Annotated in this window: 16 protein-coding genes; 4 read left to right on the plus strand and 12 right to left on the minus strand. The window is 57.1% G+C overall.

Annotated elements, in window-relative coordinates; all coding sequences use genetic code 11:
- Window positions 1-17: 17 nt before the first annotated feature.
- The 12 genes from KOE80_RS09430 to KOE80_RS09485 form a co-directional block, all read right to left on the minus strand.
- The gene (locus tag KOE80_RS09430; protein WP_052159417.1) at window positions 18-506 is read right to left on the minus strand and encodes a DUF3613 domain-containing protein; all 489 of its coding nucleotides are present in this window, start codon (window positions 504-506) and stop codon (window positions 18-20) included.
- Window positions 507-531: 25 nt separating this feature from the next.
- Entirely contained in the window at window positions 532-1,530 is a 999-nt protein-coding gene (locus KOE80_RS09435) for a tetratricopeptide repeat protein (protein WP_226348972.1), read from the minus strand.
- A 5-nt stretch (window positions 1,531-1,535) separates the two neighbouring features.
- The gene (locus tag KOE80_RS09440) at window positions 1,536-2,516 is read right to left on the minus strand and encodes a type II secretion system F family protein (protein WP_226348973.1); all 981 of its coding nucleotides are present in this window, start codon (window positions 2,514-2,516) and stop codon (window positions 1,536-1,538) included.
- Window positions 2,517-2,525: 9 nt separating this feature from the next.
- Window positions 2,526-3,449 (minus strand): type II secretion system F family protein, encoded by a 924-nt coding sequence (locus KOE80_RS09445; protein ID WP_226348974.1) that lies wholly within the window; start codon window positions 3,447-3,449, stop codon window positions 2,526-2,528.
- Complete coding sequence (locus tag KOE80_RS09450) at window positions 3,450-4,784, minus strand: CpaF family protein (RefSeq protein WP_226348975.1); 1,335 nt, start codon at window positions 4,782-4,784, stop codon at window positions 3,450-3,452.
- 27 nt (window positions 4,785-4,811) lie between these two features.
- Window positions 4,812-6,089, minus strand: a complete 1,278-nt coding sequence (locus KOE80_RS09455) for an AAA family ATPase (RefSeq protein WP_226348976.1) — start codon at window positions 6,087-6,089, stop codon at window positions 4,812-4,814.
- A gap of 17 nt (window positions 6,090-6,106) precedes the next feature.
- On the minus strand, window positions 6,107-7,441 hold the full coding sequence (locus KOE80_RS09460) for a type II and III secretion system protein family protein (RefSeq protein ID WP_203145588.1): 1,335 nt from the start codon (window positions 7,439-7,441) through the stop codon (window positions 6,107-6,109).
- Window positions 7,442-7,525: 84 nt separating this feature from the next.
- Window positions 7,526-8,479, minus strand: a complete 954-nt coding sequence (gene cpaB, locus KOE80_RS09465) for a Flp pilus assembly protein CpaB (protein WP_115633944.1) — start codon at window positions 8,477-8,479, stop codon at window positions 7,526-7,528.
- Window positions 8,479-8,967 (minus strand): TadE/TadG family type IV pilus assembly protein, encoded by a 489-nt coding sequence (locus tag KOE80_RS09470; protein ID WP_035272108.1) that lies wholly within the window; start codon window positions 8,965-8,967, stop codon window positions 8,479-8,481. The genes cpaB and KOE80_RS09470 overlap by 1 nt, the downstream gene beginning before the upstream one ends.
- Window positions 8,964-9,503 (minus strand): TadE family protein, encoded by a 540-nt coding sequence (locus KOE80_RS09475; RefSeq protein ID WP_080748068.1) that lies wholly within the window; start codon window positions 9,501-9,503, stop codon window positions 8,964-8,966. The genes KOE80_RS09470 and KOE80_RS09475 overlap by 4 nt, the downstream gene beginning before the upstream one ends.
- On the minus strand, window positions 9,485-9,994 hold the full coding sequence (locus tag KOE80_RS09480) for a prepilin peptidase (RefSeq protein WP_021446906.1): 510 nt from the start codon (window positions 9,992-9,994) through the stop codon (window positions 9,485-9,487). The genes KOE80_RS09475 and KOE80_RS09480 overlap by 19 nt, the downstream gene beginning before the upstream one ends.
- A gap of 94 nt (window positions 9,995-10,088) precedes the next feature.
- Window positions 10,089-10,271 (minus strand): Flp family type IVb pilin, encoded by a 183-nt coding sequence (locus tag KOE80_RS09485; protein WP_021446907.1) that lies wholly within the window; start codon window positions 10,269-10,271, stop codon window positions 10,089-10,091.
- Window positions 10,272-11,032: 761 nt separating this feature from the next.
- On the opposite strand from KOE80_RS09485, the gene KOE80_RS09490 reads away from it, so the two are divergent.
- The 4 genes from KOE80_RS09490 to KOE80_RS09505 all read left to right on the plus strand — a co-directional run bounded on the left by KOE80_RS09490 (window position 11,033) and on the right by KOE80_RS09505 (window position 17,571).
- Window positions 11,033-12,706: a ShlB/FhaC/HecB family hemolysin secretion/activation protein gene (locus tag KOE80_RS09490; protein WP_413228932.1), complete on the plus strand. Its 1,674-nt coding sequence runs from the start codon at window positions 11,033-11,035 to the stop codon at window positions 12,704-12,706.
- A gap of 338 nt (window positions 12,707-13,044) precedes the next feature.
- A complete protein-coding gene (locus KOE80_RS09495; RefSeq protein ID WP_226348978.1) occupies window positions 13,045-14,769 on the plus strand; it encodes a collagen-like triple helix repeat-containing protein in 1,725 nt (574 codons plus the stop codon).
- The gene (locus KOE80_RS09500; RefSeq protein WP_226348979.1) at window positions 14,766-15,356 is read left to right on the plus strand and encodes a MarR family winged helix-turn-helix transcriptional regulator; all 591 of its coding nucleotides are present in this window, start codon (window positions 14,766-14,768) and stop codon (window positions 15,354-15,356) included. The genes KOE80_RS09495 and KOE80_RS09500 overlap by 4 nt, the downstream gene beginning before the upstream one ends.
- A gap of 232 nt (window positions 15,357-15,588) precedes the next feature.
- Window positions 15,589-17,571 (plus strand): collagen-like triple helix repeat-containing protein, encoded by a 1,983-nt coding sequence (locus tag KOE80_RS09505; RefSeq protein WP_226348980.1) that lies wholly within the window; start codon window positions 15,589-15,591, stop codon window positions 17,569-17,571.
- The last annotated feature ends 91 nt before the right edge of the window (window positions 17,572-17,662 follow it).

Consider the following 17,662-nt stretch of genomic DNA (forward strand, 5'->3'; position numbering starts at 1 on the left):
CTCCAGCCCTGTGGGCTTTAATCACTGCCGTTTGTTTTGATGCGCTCTTTCATGTACTCAGGAATGGGATGCTTGAAGCTCTCCAAATAGCGCTCCCAGGCCAGATTGGCTGCCGCACCATGCACCGGCAAGACCTTGCCTTCTCGGTCCGGGTCGGCCTGCATGCTGAGCAGGCTGCGGGTATCAGGCCCCACCTCGATGCGCGGCGGAATATGGCGGCGCTCGTTCTGTACATGCACAGGCAGGCCCTCCACTTCAGGCCAAGGGTGTACTTCCTCATCACTCAAGCGGTACTTCTCGTAAGGCTGACGCTCAGCAGGCGCTGTTTCTGCCGCCGGAGCGGCCGGTGTGTGCACACCCTGATTGCTGGCCGCTGCCGGGCTGGTGCTGACCGGGTAGGTGCTGGTGCCTGAAACCATGGTTCCAGTCAGCGGAGCTTGTGTCTGCGCCCAGGCACTACTGGCCATCAACAAGGTGCAGCAGGCCAAAATGCGGGATCGGTTCATTGCGATATCCTTGAAAAAACGGCAATCAATTCATTGACGAAGACACAGGGCCCAGGCTTTCCAGCAAGGGACGGTTCAAGCCCGCTTGCGTAGAAGAAACCACAACCGCAGCAGGACGAGCCACGGCCGGGTTTTGTGCCTGGGCGGATCGGTTCAAGACCACCTGGCCCATCGCCGTCGGAGTAGCCGGACTCAATGCCACCGCCTGGGCTCTGGCCTGCTCATCCTTTGCAGCCGCTGCCATGCGCAGCTCGTGTTGTTTCTGCATTTGCTGACGGGCGTGCAATTGCTCCAGATCCTGTCCAATTTGTTCTGCCATCTGCACAATGGCTTGCTGAGTTGCGGCGTCCATACCCGCTTGCTGCATCACAAAGCCAGCCCGTTGCGTTTCCTGGCTGACCAGCAAATACAAGGCCATATTGCTCAAAATCTTGGGGTTGTCCGGAGCCAGTTCTGCCGCCTTGCCCAGGGCCAGACGTGCTTCGTGAGGGCGACCGGAACGCAAGTAGGCATAAGCCAGATCGCTTTGCACAATCGCATTCGTGGGGTCTTGCCCAGCCGCCTGCTTAAGGAAATGAGCAGCCTGATCAAAGTGTTCTTGCGAGCCAGCAATCAAACCCAAACCTTGATAAGCCCGTCCGGCCACGGGTGTATTCAACAGGGCCTTGAAGGTGTGCGCTGCCTGCTCCAGCTGTCCGGTTTGACGCTGTGCTTCAGCCCGCAACACCATGACCTCCGGGTCTGCGCCATATTCCTTTTCCATGGCTTCGGCATAGGCCAGGGACGCAAAGTAGCGGCCCTGTTTTTGCGTCTCTTCCAGCATGCGTACCGCCATCTGCTTGTCAGTCGGTCTGCGCTTTTCCCAATGCTCAATTTCCTTGCTCTGCAAGAAGGCTTCCTGTTCCTGTTGCTGACGCACCAGCTCATAGGCGGAGTCCGTGGTGGAACACGCCACCAGCAAAGTACTCCCCAAACCCAGCGCAGCCCAGCGCATCAAGGGACGAGTCCATATCGACGTTTTCATCAAAGTCACCCTCCGGCCACTTGGCTCAAGCCACGGAACAAGGCCAGAAAACCTGACCCCGCAGTAATAATCAACAAGGCAGGCAGCAAAGTCAGCACCATGACGCCCGTCATCTTTACAGTCAGTTTGCCCACCTTGGCTTTCAGCTCCAGGCGACGCTGCTCGCGCAAGCGCACACCGAAGCGATGCAAGGGTTCCTGCATCGCACCACCATGCTGGTCCACCTGCACAATCAGGCGACAGATCACGGCCAGATCCTCGTTGGTAAAGCCGCTGGCAATCCGCTCCAACGACTGTTCACGAGTACGACCACGGGCATATTGCTCGACCGCAATGGTCAGCTCTGAGCCCATGACGGGAATCACGTCATGGAACTCGCGCTCGATAGTGTGCAAGGTCTGGTCCATGGACAGGCCCACGCCTTGCAGCAAACGCAGCAAATCCACAAACAGGGGCAGCTCCGCAGCGATACGCAGACGACGTTGCGAGACCCGGCGCGCCAGCCACCATTTGGGCAGCATCCAGCCCAGGGCAAAGCCAATGAACACAGACACAAACGGCACATACTCATTCAGCCTGCGAGTCATGGGCAGCAAGCTGAACAGGACAATCAGAACAATGCTCAGGCCGACTCGACTCAGGACGAAATACTGCCGCGCCACATCAATGTGCTTGAAGCCTGCATTCATGATGAGTACGCGATCTTCCTCGCTAAGCAGGCTGGACCCGAAGCGCCCTTTCAGCCAGCGCTCGCCCAGACTGCCTGCCTGCATCTTGATCTGTTCCACCGTCTGGCGAGATTGGCTGGGCGCCTGCGTCATGTTCGGCGCGCCTTTCAGGCGTTCATCCACCGCCTGGCTCAAACGCATGGCTTGCTGACGCTGCTGCCAATGGTTGTGAAACCACAAGGCAAACAGAATCAGGCCAGCCAGAGCGCAAGCCACAGCTCCCCAGACCAGAACGGTTTGTGCTTCCAAGGCCATCATGTCTTGCTCCTAGACATTGCGTGCCATCCAATACAGCCAATAACAGCCCACACACTGCAAGACTGCTGCGAACAGCAGCATGCGAAACCCCACGGGGTCGTTCCACATGGTCAGGAACAGCTCGTTATTGAAAATCAGAATGTAGACACCGATCAGGATCGGCAATAACGCCAGAATCCAGGCGGACAGGCGCACCTCGGCAGACAAGGCCACCAACTCACTGCGGGCGTTTTCCCGGTCTCGCATGAAGCCGGCCATACGTTCCATGGTCTGATCACTGCGACCGCCAAAACGCATTGCCACACTGATTACAGCGGCAACCAGAAAGAGCTCGTGCAAGCCGTGCTGACGCGAAACAGCACGCAAGGCTACGTCCAGATCCTGCCCGGAACGGTGCAGGGAATTTGCATCCTGCAATACCTGGCCCAGGGGTTGTGGCGTGTTGTCAGCCGCATTCAAAAAGGCCGCTCCCATGCTGTTGCCAATAGTGATCAAGCGCACCATCAGATCCAGAAAGTCCGGAATTTGAGAGACGATTTTGCGGTGTCGCTTATCGCTGCGAAACCACAGAAAGGTATAGGCGCCCAATACGGTGGCAAGCAGCATGGCCCCACCTGCAACCGGCCCGACAAAGGCCAGCAACAAAGCAGGCGGCACCAGCGTGCCCAGCAAAAGAATCAGATAAAAACGGCGCGAGGGCTGAATGCCGGTGCGCAGCATGAACTCCCGCCAGCCCTTCGGAGCTCCCAACCAGGCATCCTGCGCACTGGGCTGGGCTCGTACGCTACTCTGTACCGCCGGGCGCAAAGCCAGCTGCTGCTCCAGCACCTGTGCCGAACGCTGGGCCTGCTGACGCTGAGCACCCTTGGCCCAGAGCAGCACCGCGCCCAGTATCAGAATCACAGCCGCCAAAGCGATATACAAAGCCATCATTTAGCGTCTCCAATCCCAGAAACCACCGCCTTCTTTAGGCGTGTTGTCCTGAGCCTGAACCTGCTCATTAGCCAGTTGATCGCGGTACTGCATCAGCTTGCGGGTATGAGGATGAATGCCCAGGCTGACCCAGCGATCCTGCTCGGTGCCATCATCCAGCACATAGGATTCGTGGCGATACAGCTCTTGCATGGCAATCACGCCATCACCCATGCCGGTAATTTCTGTAATGGACAGCACCCGGCGCTTGCCATTGGGCAGGCGGCCAATCTGAATAATGAAGTCCAGCGCGCTGGCGATCTGTCTGCGCAAGCTGTCCTCGCTGCCCTGAAAGCCCGCAAACCCGGCCAGCATTTCTACGCGATACACACATTCGCGCGGCGAGTTGGCGTGGATCGTGGCCATGGAGCCTTCGTGACCAGTATTCATGGCTTGCAGCATGTCGATGACCTCGGCGCCCCGCACTTCCCCCACGATCACCCGGTCCGGACGCATACGCAAGCTGTTGCGCAGGAGTTCGCGAATCGAGATTTCGCCGCTGCCGTCATACCCGGCCTGACGTGCTTCCAGGCGCACCACATGCGGGTGATTCAAGGCCAGTTCGGCGGTATCTTCCACCGTTACAACACGCTCGGTTTTGGGGATGTAAAAAGCCAGGGCATTGAGCAAGGACGTCTTGCCGGAGCTGGTCCCGCCAGAAATCAGAATATTGCAACGCGATTTCACTGCGGCTTGCAGCAGCCGGTCCACCGGCTCGTCAAACGCGCCCAAACGCATCAAGTCTTCAGGCTTTAGCGGGTCCTTGCGGAACTTACGGATAGAGACCATGGGGCCGTCCACCGCCAGGGGGTGAATGACCACGTTCAGGCGGCCACCATCGGGCAAGCGGGCATCCACCATCGGAACCGACTCGTCCAGTCTGCGTCCCAACGGAGCCAGAATACGGCGCACGATACGCAGCACGTGCTGATCATCCGTAAACCCACTGGGTTCCTGGCCCAACACGCCACCGCGCGACACAAACAGCTTGTCGTAACCGTTGATCAGAATATCTTCAACCGCCGGATCCTCCAGCAGGTCTTCCAAAGGCCCCAGGCCCGCCAGTTCGCGGGTCAGCGCCTGCACGATCTCGCGCACTTCCTGTTCGTTGACGGGCACCCGTTTCAACCGAACAAAGCTGGCCAATTCGATGCCAACAAAATCCTGTATGGCCTGCCGTGTCCAGCGACCAAACTCGGCTCCCAACTCTTCGATGCGAGCCAGCAAATGTTCATGGGCCTGTTCCCGGACCTGAATCAGGTCGGGACGCCCACCGAGCAATGAAGTATTGTTCATGCCTTACTTTTCCATGCTTGGGCCTGTTCAGCCCCCGAACCTGAATTTCAACCGTCCCAAAACCGTCCTGACCTTGTTTTGTGACAGCCCCTGCCTGCGCCCCGTCAAACCCGATGCCAAACTTTGCAAGGCACGGGTATAGGGGTCCTTCTCATCTACTTGCACCAGAATCTTGCCCAGACCGGCGCTGCGCATATGCCCAAGACGCCGATCCGGCAGCACGGCGGCCAACTCCAGATCAAAGCGCTCGGCAATGGCCTGCCCAGAAAAACCGTAAGCTGGATCAAACTGATTCACCACCAGACGTACATTCGCCAACGCATCGAACTGCGCACGCAAGGCCATGAACTCGGCCAGGGACACCAAGGCCCCCATGCTTTGGTCAGTGACCACCAGCACCTCGTCCACCAGCGATTCCAGTTCCACCAGAAAACGCGGATTGGGAAAACCGCCAGCATCAATCACCAGGCAGCCCATGCGTTCACGCAAATAACTGCACAAACCCAGCGAATCTTCCAGACTGATTTGATTCAAGGTATTCACATCGGCGGGCAAAGACAGCAGGTTCAAGCCGCTGCTGTGTTGTGCCAGTGCCGAATGCAACATGGTGTCGTCCATTCGATGACGCTGTGATGCCGCCTGAATGAAGTCAAACTCCGAACCCAGGCCCATGTACAAGGCACAGTCCCCGGTAGGTGCTCCCAGATCCAGCAAACCAACTCGCTCGGACAGCGGCACCAGTTCAACCGGCAAGGGCTTGGCCGACGTCAAACCTCGTACTTCCTTGCCCATGCGGTTCATCTCTTGTTGCAAGAGCCAGGCCAGACTGCTGGCAGCGGTACTGCAACCGACACCAATACGCGCGCCCATCAACAGCACACTGCGAAAAGGCTTGTCCAGCAAAGGGCTGTGCTGGGTCTGACCCAGCTTTTCAATCAATACCTGCAACTGATGATGCAGATCTTCGTTCGTGTCCAGGTTCAGGAACTCGTTGGCACCCGCCCGCAAGGCATTGACGGGGCCTTGGGGCACGGATGCCCGCCCTACCGCCACACGCTGCACACTGGCATCGAGCCGCGCCAGACTGCGTACCAAACTTACTACCTGTCCGTTCTCTTCCCCATGCTGTCCATGAACAAAGTCAAAAAACACCAAAGGTTCCGCTTGCTTGGCCAGCTCCCGGCGCAAACTCTCGGTCGTGGGCTCAATCGCCCTTACCGTCAGGAGCCCGGCAGCTGCCGTGTTGATCATCACAGCCAGCTCGGGGTGCTCTGTACACAAGAGGTATTCCCGATATCGTTGCACGTCACCACTCCACGCGCTTAGCGCGAAAACCCTGGCATCTGCTCGTAACCATGGCGGCCCAGCAAGAAGTAGCCCCAGGCATTGGGTGCGTCATCCAGTTTTTCCTGACGACCACCCGGCAAGGCAATCGTGGCGCCTTTCTGGATAGGTTTGATCAGACGGGGAGTGACGACAATGACCAGTTCCAGCTCTTTCTGGCTGTACTGCACGTTGCGGAAAAAACTACCCAGAATCGGCAAATCCCCCAGGAAGGGAATCTTTTTGACGGCAGCGGCGGTTTGGCGCGACACCAGCCCGCTGATGATGTAGCTTTGGCCATCACCCAGCTCAATAGTTGTATCGGCTCGACGGGTACGCAAAGAAGGCATCACCCCGCCACCGGGCATTTGCACCACATTCGAGTAATCCAGATCACTGGCTTCAGGGGCAACCTTCAGGGCAATACGTTCGGGAGACAGCACCGTTGGCGTTACCGTCAGACCGATCCCGAAAGGTTTGTACTCCACCGTCGTTGTTCCCAAACCGCCCGAACTGGGGATAGGAATTTCGCCACCGGACAAAAAGCTGGCGCTATGACCTGACATGGCCACCAAAGTCGGCTCGGCCAGCACACGGGCCAGGCCATTTTGCTCCAGCAGATTCAAGGTCGCACTGAAGTTGCTCGAGTTGTACCCCAGGCTCAATCCACCCGTTAAAGCCTTGGGCAACAAGTTCACCCCGCCCGACCAGGGCTTGCCGCCAATGGCATTGGCACTCAGGCCAATGTCTTTCATGACTTCGCGGGAAACTTCCACCACTTTGACTTCCACCTGCACCATGCCACTGGTGCTGACCTCGGACAGGTCCAGCACCGGCGCATCCGGACCAGTGCCGGAGCGTGCGGCGGCCATGGCATCCTGGTGATCCAGCAAGGAAGGGCTGCTACCCGTAATCAAGGACTGCTGTCCGGCGCTGGACACCTGCGCCGACATGGGGCGACCCGCTTGCGCCAGTTGCTGTTGCACCTGACTGGTCACTTCAATCGTCCAACGGTCCGGATTCGTGCGACCAGGCATCCAGACACGCAAATCAGCCGTACCCGCGCGTTTGCCGATCAGGAGCACCTCGCCGCGCTGCCCGGCCGATGCAGACAGAATTTGCACATCCGCCACGCTTTCATCGCTGATCGCCACACGCTGCGGAACTTGCGACAAGCGCAAAATATCCTGATCGTTGGCCACCAGACGTATCACCTTCTGACTGGCGCTGGTTTGGGCCGTTTGCGCCATCACCGGCACCGGTGCCAAACCCGACAAGCAGAGCGCATACCAGCACCCCAAACCCAGACCTGCTTTTTTGATTTTCTGTCTCATGTGTTTAATCCATGCTGCCTTGCGTCGCGTCTCGTCAGCCCTCACAGGCAGGCTGACCCGTCCCCACAACAAGCTCTGTATTGCTTAATACTGAATGACCTCTAAACGGCCCCCGCGAATAACTTCCGTGCGGCGCGGCGGCGCAGCATGCGGTTCTCCGCTGGCCAGGGCTCGTGCCTGCACCTGTTCTTTTTCGGTCTGGCTGATTGCAAATTCACGCAAGCCCAAACCGGCCATGGCGCGGTTATCCGGCAGTTTCAAGGCATCGCGCTGATCCGCATCCAGACCAGCACGCGCGGGAATCAGACCCGCAAATTCAGGGAACAAGGAGGCGTCCGGCAAGCTCTCGTCCTTGGGAGCACGCAGGACCAGTTGCAGGCTGCCGCTACGGCTGGCCAGCAGGAGTTCGTTCACCGACTCCAGGGGGACGGCCAGCATGGCGTGGCGCGCCTGAGTCTCGGCACGATTTGTCGCATTGGCCTCTGCCGGATCTGGCCCGGACAGCGAAGCGCCGCCATAGGCCAGCACGCGCACACGCGACATCAACAGGCGGGCCTGGGTGTCATTGACTTCGTTGTTGCTGTTAAAGGTAATGAAGATATCGACCAGATCGCCCGGCTCTACCCTGTGGCTGGCGCCAGTAATCACATCAATGGGAATGGTGACGGCGCGCTCACCCTCTTCCAGATAGCTGGCCAGACTTTTGGCGATGAAGCTGCTTAACACCGGCTGCCCTTGGCCCAAGTCAAAACGCAGGGTTTTCCCGCTCAAGGCTTCCAGCGTGTTGAAAGACTGGGCGGGGGCCGCAGGCCACTGCGCCAATTCCAGGGCATCAGCCTGCAAGGTTTCCCCCGCTTTCACATCCCGTTTGAGCACGACCACCGCCTGCAAGTTGGCCGCTGGCTCTACGCTTTGCGTGCTGAGCACAGGCTGGACCACCTCGGGTTTGGGCTTCATGCCCAGGTACAAGGCAAACGCAACCAATACGGCTGCGATCAGCAATAAAAGGACTGCCGCCCCCTTCATAATGCCGCTCATTAATGTGGTCTCCTGAGTACGAGTAGTGTCTTGGCGCTTAAGCTGCGCAATTGATCTGCCTGACCCTCTTCAGGCCTGAACAGATCCAGGGTTTGAGAAAGAATTCCGGGTTCAAGCTCCAGCTTCAGAGAAAGCTGGGCGCAGTCATACTGAGGCTCCGAGGCACAAGCCTGGGATTGAACATCCGCACTCAGGTCGCCAAACCAATGCAAGAACGCGTCGCTCTTGGCTTGGCCCCTGCCATAGTTCCTGGCCAGTTCCTGATTTATAAAAGGCGCGATCTCATCGGCGTTCTTGACCTGCATCGTCGCTTGGCGAGAAAGATCGCCGACCAGATGGTCCATTTTTTGCTTGGCCAGAAACAAGGAACTGAAGGTGATGATGCCGCTGAAGATCAACAACAGAATCCCCACCATCAAGGCAAACTCGATGGCAGCAACACCTTGCTGACGTTGTGCAGCAGAAAGGAAACAGGCGGCACGCGTCATGGCGTGTCTCCCGCTGTGCCCACTTCACCGGCAACCAGCAGATTGATCTGCGCATTGCCCTTTAACTGTTCGGGCACAACCAGCGCAAACAAGGTATCGGGAGCAAAACGAGGAATCAGAGGGGCTTGGAGGTAGTCGTACACAATCCCCACACGCAGCTCATCACTGAGCAAATCTGTGGTGATGCGCACATGCTCACTACCTACCCAAGTGCTTAGCCACTGAACCTGATCGGCGGCCACTTCCTTGGCCCGATTTACTCGTGCTTGCAGGCGATCCGGACTGAGCATGGGGCCACCCGGACCTGCGCCTGGCTCCAGCAAAGCAGCGCGGGCACCGGATTCGGCCGCAAAATTAAGAGACTGCTGGGCGGTCATGATCAGACCGAACGTCAGCAAGCCATACATGAAGAGAAACAACAATGGAAAAACCAATGCAAATTCCAGTGCGTAGGCTCCGTATTGGTATTTTTTATCTACGCCACGCCGTTTTGCTAATTGGCCCTCTCGTGGGGGCTTTATTGATTTTGCATCCATACCCACCCCATTGTTGCAAGGGATAACCAGGCCCCTAAAGGCACACTACGCGCCTTGACGCGGGTTCCCGGCAAAGCAAATCCGTACTTACGTTCCAAGGATGGAATCAGCACCAATACCAAGGCATGCAAACCCGCCAGTACCGTGCCAAACAACACCACCATGCCTGCTTCCTTCCACCCCAGGGCCAGGCCCAGCACGGCCATCAGCTTTACATCGGCCGCACCCATCAAACGCAATAACCAGATTGGATAAAACACGATCAAGGCGGCGGCAAAACCGATCAGGGAGTCCCCCCAGCCCGCCCCCCATCCCCAGGGAAGGCCATAGGACACACTGACAAAAACCTTGTGCAACAGAACCGCCAAACCATAAAAAACTAATAAGGCATTAGGGATTTTCCGGAGCTTCAGATCGCTATAGATAATCTGAGCAGAAAAGAAAAGCAGAATAAAAATAAAGGAAAGCTTAATTAAAACGGGCATAAGCATCAGCCATTCAAGCTAAAAGATACAGCCAGACCTGAAGTGGCTGATGCACCATCAAAACGTCTTACTTAATCAAAACAAGAGTCCGTAAAAACTATTACGTGACGGACTTTGCACCACTGATCTTGTCAGATATCGTTGTAAAAAGAGCATCCAAATTCGTACCCAGCGCGGTCAAGACACCGATGATCGCCACAGCGATCAGCCCTGCGATCAGGCCGTACTCAATAGCCGTTGCACCGTCTTCATCGTTCCAGAATTGCTGAAGTTGAGTCTTCATGACTGTCCCCATTCAAAAAGAAAAAATTACCCTCAACAGCGAGGATTCAAGGCCCCTTGGGGCACTACACTTTGCCAACTTTGGCAACTTCCACTGCTAACTGTTATCAATTTTTGTATTTTTCAGTTGAAATCATCTTAAACCCATGTATGTATCTGTTTTTACTAGGGTTTACGTGTAACAAACATCAAATACACAAACGAATTCTAGCCCAAAGATACGAAAAACGCATGATTGTGTATTTACAACAGCCAATTTCCCATAGAAAAAGGCCAAAAAACAGCTAATTTGAAACCTTTACTTACCTGTATTGTGTCGAAGTTTGTTAATGTTACTGTTTTTATCATTTCAGAATGCAACAGAAAAACTGACCGGCTACTGCTGCAAGGCGTCTGCAAGCCAGCTTTAATTACTTGAAAGAAAGTAGCTTTTTTTCAATTTATTGCTGTTAGCAAGGGAAAACCCGCGCAGCCCCAACTAAGCATGAATACAGACATACAAGACTGTTTGCTAACGAGCTAAATCAGGGCTATTTTTTTTACGTTTCAAAATGTAATAGTTAAAGTGTTTTAAAGCACTAAGAGGAAATACCCTGCTTTCAAACAGCAAAAAGTGACAGCGAAGTTAAACTACGGCACAGTAGAAAAAAGCGCCCGATTTACAGCGAATAATGATTAATGAATATGAATCCCAAGCATCACTTGTCACTGGCCTTCCTTAGAAAAAAAAATCCCAGCCTGATTGTGAGCTTGGGATTATTTATGGGGCTGGCCGCTACTGGTTCAGAAAGTTGGGCGGACGCCCCCTTGCGGGGGAACCCGGTCGACTCTTTGCCGCCCATTAATGCACCGGCCCCCAGCACGCGTGCGCCATCTCTAAACATTCCGCCCGCTGCCGCCCAGACTCAATTGCAGCAGCAACTACAACTGCAAGTGGTGGTGCGCAGCTTTGATGTCAGCGGCAGTCGCAGCATTCCTTTTGAACAGATCACCGCGATTCTGGAACCGCTGGCCGGTAAAACGCTTAGCATTGCCCAGCTGATCAACGAGGTGAACAAGATCACCGCCCTGTATCAGCAGCAGGGCTACCCCCTGTCTTTTGCCATCTTGCAGCAACAGGACTTTGCACAAGGACACATCAAAGTCACAGTGGTGGAAGGGCATGTAGGCAGTGTTCGTATTGAAGGCGATCCAGGTCGCAGCCAGGCTCGCATCGAGCGTATCGCCAAAGCCATGGTGGATGAAAAGCCGCTTACCCAGCGCACGCTGGAGCGCACCATGAATCTGCTGCGCACCATTCCGGGCCTGAAAATAGATCCCAAGCTGGACATGCCCGTACGTACTGATGGCGCCTCCGAGCTGGTCATCAATGCACAGCACAAATCTTTCAGCGCAAATGCCAGCGTGGCGGAAATGGGCTCCAGCAAACAGGCTCTGGTGCAGTTAAGCGCCAATAGCCTGACGCCTCTGGGCGAACAGCTGAAGCTGACTGCCGCCATCCCCACCAGCTCTGAGGACGTGAAGTACGTCAGCGGCAACCTGACCATTCCCCTGACCGGTAATGGCTTGAATCTGGAGATTGATGGCTACCACTATCGCTCCAAGCCGCGTGATGAAGTTCTGGAAAGCCAGGGCTGGAACCGCAAGGTCATCAACGAACGTATCGGGGCGGCGATCAGCTATCCCTTTATTTTGAACAATCAACGCAGTCTGAAAGGCACGGCAGGTTTTTATGCCAGTCGCTCCCTGGACGACTACACCCACAAGACACTGGACAATGTCTGGATCGAGAACACCACCGACGTACGCGCCCTGAAGGCTGAGTTGCGCTATACCGATGCCTCGCAGCGTCAATCTCGCGAGGTCAATCTGGGGGTGTACAAGGGTCTGGATGCCATGGGCGCCCGCAAGTCTCTGAACACCTACTTGCAACGTGACGCCGAGTCCGATCTGGACTTGGACTTCACCCGCTGGACCGCCTCTATCAAGCAGAATCTGGCCTTGCCAGGGCAATTTGGCATGAGCTTTTCGGCCAGCGGCCAGTACAGCTCGAACGTCCTGCCAAACTCCGAACAGGTTTCTTTTGGTGCCTGGCGACATGGCTATGGCTATCCGCAAGGCGAGCTGGCTGGCGACAAAGGCATAGGCGCCACGCTGGAAATCAATCGACGCTTTACGAACTCCTCCACCTGGCTCAACAACATTCAGCCCTATATTGCCTATGACTGGGCACGCGCCTGGTACAACCTGGAGCGACTGAACAGCTATAACAATCGACGCCTGCGTTCCGCTGCCATTGGTGTACGGCTGTCCAATAACAAACACTATCTGTTTGACATCAACGTCGCCAAACCGCTGGGCGATTTGCCGGTTAACTCCGACAAACGCAAAGTACGCTTGAACACCAACTTTCTGTTCTTCTACGACGGTTTTTAGCAGGCATCCTGCCGGCACCCTTACTGCCGATTTTTCCCCAAGGCCATCGCAAGATGGCCTTTTTTGTTTTCCATTTCGGCAGATTCCGGCCTCAGGTGTTACGAAAAACGTTACGTAACAGGAACGGAACACCCCACAAAAACAGCCCTAAACACGCTCGCACCGACCCTGTTTTTTGATGAAATCCTGCTCCAAAAAAACCAGAAAAACTCACAACACACTGATTAACAACAATAAAAATAAAACACAACAACAAAAACAGAACTTGGCACGCTACTTGCTTCATGTCTATCAACAGCCCTTGAAGGGCGTGCTTACACTTCAAATCGGAGTCAGACATGAAAGCAAGGAATTCAGCAAGAAACGCCTCGGTACACCGCAACTTGCAACGTGCCGTTGTCGCTACATTGGTCATCAGCGCCGCCGTTCTGGCCGGTTGCTCCTCGCGCGGCGGTGTTCGCGACGGCCTGGATGTGTCGGTTCGCCCCCCTGTTGTTGACCCTAACCTGCCCAAGCCCGGTGACGGCGGTACCGGCGGTGGCGACAACGGCGGCGGCAATAACGGCGGAAACAACGGCGGTGGCAAGGACACTAGCCTGACCCAAAATGCACTGGGCAATCTGGGCCAGGCTGTCGACAACGTAGTGCCTTTGAACCTGAGCAAAACAGGCAATCAACTGGGCAAAACGCTGGATGGCGCGCTCAAACCCGTTACCAATATCGTGACGGATGCCACACGCACCGTCGGTGGTGTGACCGGACTGGGGCAGCCCGTCAACGGCTTGACTACTCAAGTCGGCGGTGTAGTGACCAATCTGGGCGATCAACTGGGCAAAACCGGCCTGCCCCTGAACCTGGGTGAGGGTGCGGGCGGTCTGCTGTCCCACTTGGGTCAAGCCGTGGGTTCGGTCGGCGGCTTGCTGGTCAACGATCCCAAGAATCCCAATCCACTGGGCAACACCTTGCACCACGCCACCAAAGGCATAGAAGTGCTGACCGGCTCCTTGCTGGGAGAAGGCAGCCTGCTGCATCCATTGACAGCGCAGCTAGGCCTGGGGGGTATCTTGCTGGCAGAGGGGGGAGAGCCTGTCCTGCAGCCTGCACTGGGCAATATCGGACAAACCGTAGATAACATTCTGCCACTGGGGCTGAACCCTATTCTGGGTGATGTGGGCGGTGCTTTGGACAACACGGTAGCGCCTGTGGTTGCCACCGTCACCAATGTGACCCAACAAGTGGGTGATGGCCTGGGCGTTGGCCGACCCATCAACGCCTTGCTCGGTGGTGTTGGCAGCGCTTTGGGTAATGTGGGCAGCCAACTGGACAATGCAGCACCTCTGGGGCTGGGCGGTGTGGTAGGCCATTTGGGTCAGGCCGTCGCCTCGGTGGGTGGTGTACTGCACAAGACTGATGCAAATACCAACCCCCTGGGTAATACCTTGAATCACGCCACCCAGGCCGTCGCCTCCCTGACGGGCGGACTGGGCGGTATCACAGGTGGAGAAGGTGGTGGCTTGCTGGCACCCGTTACCGGACTGTTAGGTGGTGTGGGTGGCGGCGATGGTGCTAGCGGTGGATTGCTGGCCCCTGTCACCAGCTTGGTCGGTGGACTAACTGGTGGCTTGGCTGGCGGCGACGGCGCGAGCGGCGGCTTGCTCTCCCCTGTCACCAATCTGGTCGGTGGATTAACTGGTGGCTTGAGTGGCGGTGACGGCGCGGCCGGCGGCCTGCTCTCTCCCGTCACCAATCTGGTGGGCGGTTTGACTGGTGGCCTGACGGGTGGTGATGCCTCCAACGGTGGCTTGCTGGCTCCTGTCACGGGTCTTGTGGGTAGCATCACAGGCAGTGTTTCGATCGGTGGTGGCGCAGCAGCGGAAGGTCAGGCTGGTGGTGGATTGCTGGCACCCGTTACCGGTTTGGTCGGTGGTCTCGTCGGTGGCCTGACAGGTGGCGTCAACGTACAGGCAAACGCTGGCGCAGCCGGCGGCGAACAAGCCAATGGTGGTTTGCTGTCCCCGGTAACTGGTCTGCTCGGTGGCTTGCTGGGAGGTGGCCGGAAATGATGAATAAAGTCATGAACCCGGTCAGTTTGCCAGTGAGCTTTCATCCTGGCGCCCAAGGCGCCGGGGCTCGCTCCAACTGGTCCTCACACAGCGATGAGCAAAGCATGTTGTCAGAAAAGATGTTGATGGATCTGGGCAAAATGCTGGGCCGTCAGTTCACCATCTACGCAGAAGCCCTGAAAGCTAGCTTGGCCGAAGAAGCGAATATCCCCTTGAATGATTTCAAAGCACTGGAATACATCATGGAATTCGATGCATTGCCTACAGGTCAGTTGGCTCATTTGATGGACTTGAGTGCCAGCGGTGTCAGCGCCCTGATCAACCGTCTGGAACACAGGGGCTACATTACCCGCGGCCGCCACCCCCTGGACAAGCGTGTGATTGCCTTGCATCCGGTAATGGACAAATGCCGTGAAGTCCTGGCTGTGAAGGAACGTGCTATCAACCAGGCGATCAACACGGCAGCGAATCAAAACCCTGCCCAGCTGATTGCCATGTACGACTTTCTGGTCGACAGCATGAGCACCTTCAGGCAAAACACCAAAGCCTGGCTGGATGCCAAGGCCCTGGTGCCACGAGCCTCCTGAGCACCCTGCTCAGCCCCTACGGAACCGCTGCTTGTCAGCGGTTCTTTTTTTGTTACGTAACACGTTCCGCCCAGCCCCTAAAACCCGTAACAAATAGCCCTCTTTTTTTCCTCTACTTTTCGCCAAACCCAGCTTACATGCGGCCTGCAGGCAAGCCAATAAATTGGCATGTGAATTGCTTAACTAGACTCAGGAAGCAAGCAAGTCCCCCGATCATTTATTGGAGCAAGCAATGCATAAAAATACAGACAGCAAGAAACCAGGCCTGCGCCTGACACTCCTGGCCACCCTGATGGCCAGCACTTTAGCGCTGACTGCCTGCGGCAGTTTATCCGGTGGTGGCAGCGGTGGCAGCGGTGGCGGCGGATCGGAAACCCCCACCAATCCAGGCCCAGGCACTGGTGGCGGCGACAACGGCGGCGGTGACAACGGCGGCGGTGACAACGGCGGCGGCGACAACGGCGGTGGCGACAACGGCGGAGGCGATAACGGCGGCGGCGACAACGGTGGTGGTGACAACGGCGGCGGTGATAACGGCGGTGGCGACAACGGCGGCGGTGATAACGGCGGTGGCGATAACGGCGGCGGTGATAACGGCGGCGGTGACAACGGTGGTGGTGACAACGGCGGTGGTGACAACGGCGGTGGCGATAACGGCGGTGGTGACAACGGCGGCAATCCCCCCACGCGTACACCGGGCCCACTGGAAACCACTCTGAATAATGTAGGTGAAGCCGTCGACAACGTCCTGCCAGTCGGCTTGCAAGATACCGGCGGCAAACTGGGCAAAACACTGGATACCGTAGTCGCTCCTGTCGTGGACACGGCAACAGGCCTGACTCAACAAATTGGTGGCGCAACCGGCTTGGGCCAACCCATCAATGGTCTGACACAGCAAGTTGGCGGCGTCGTCACCAACTTGGGCGAGCAATTGGGTAACAGCGGCCTGCCCCTGAATCTGGGCCAGGGTGTTGGGGGCTTGCTGAGCGGTCTGGGCAATGCCGTGGGCAGCGCAGGCGGCCTGCTTCACGCTGACGCAAACAACCCTAAGCCGCTGACAGCCGTACTGGGCCATGCAACCAGCGGTGTTGCTGCACTGACCGGCTCCCTGCTGGGTGAAGGCAGTCTGCTGTATCCCCTGACAGGACAATTGGGGCTGGGCGACTTGCTCAATGGTGCTGATGCTGCCCCTATCCTGGAACCTGCCTTGGCAAATGTAGGCCAGACAGTCGACAACATTTTGCCCATTGGCTTGAACCCCATCCTGGGCAATGTCGGCGAGACCCTGGACACCGTAGTCGCTCCTGTTGGTGCAACGGTCACTCATGTCACCCAACAAGTGGGTGACGGTCTGGGTGTTGGTCAGCCTATCAATGCTTTGCTGGGTGGCGTAGGCAGCGCCCTGAGCAATGTGGGCACGCAGATTGATGGCGCAACCCCACTGGGTCTGGGCGGCACCGTTAACCATTTGGGTCAGGCTGTTGCCTCGGTCGGTGGCCTTTTGCATAAAACAGATACCAACACGAACCCGCTGGGCAACACCCTGAATCACGCCACACAAGCTGTCGCCTCCTTGACTGGCGGGCTGACAGGTAATGGGGAAGGCGGGCTGCTCTCGCCAGTAACCGGCTTGCTCGGCGGACTGACTGGGGGTTTGGGCGGTGGTGATGCTGGCAACGGTGGCTTGCTGGCCCCCGTCACAGGACTGCTGGGTGGCCTGGGCGGTGGCGAAGGCGCTAACGGCGGCCTGCTGTCTCCTGTCACCAACCTGCTTGGTGGACTGACCGGCAGCTTGGGCGGCAGTGATGCTGGCAACGGTGGCCTGCTATCCCCCGTAACAGGACTGCTGGGTGGCCTGGGCGGTGGCGAAGGCGCTAACGGCGGCTTGCTGTCTCCTGTCACCAACCTGGTCGGTGGACTGACCGGCGGCTTGGGTAGCGGTGAGGCTGGCAACGGTGGCTTGCTGGCCCCCGTCACAGGACTGCTGGGCGGCCTGGGCGGTGGCGAAGGCGCTAACGGCGGCCTGCTGTCTCCTGTCACCGACTTGGTTGGTGGACTGACCGGCGGACTGTTGGGTGGTGTCACTGCATCGGTTGATGTAGGCGCCTCTGGCAACGCAAGCGCTGGTGGTGGAGCCACTGCAGGCACCAACAATGGCGGCTTGCTGGCACCGGTAACCGGACTGCTTGGTGGCTTGCTTGGCGGCCCTCGCTAAGCACAGGGGATGGGGCGTACACCGCCCTATTCCTTAACCCCAGGATCTCCCTCAGTTCTGCTTGAAATGGCTGAGCAATCCTGATCACTAT

Origin of the sequence: Alcaligenes sp. 13f, assembly GCF_020496585.1 — a bacterium.
GTDB classification, from domain to species: domain Bacteria; phylum Pseudomonadota; class Gammaproteobacteria; order Burkholderiales; family Burkholderiaceae_B; genus Alcaligenes; species Alcaligenes phenolicus.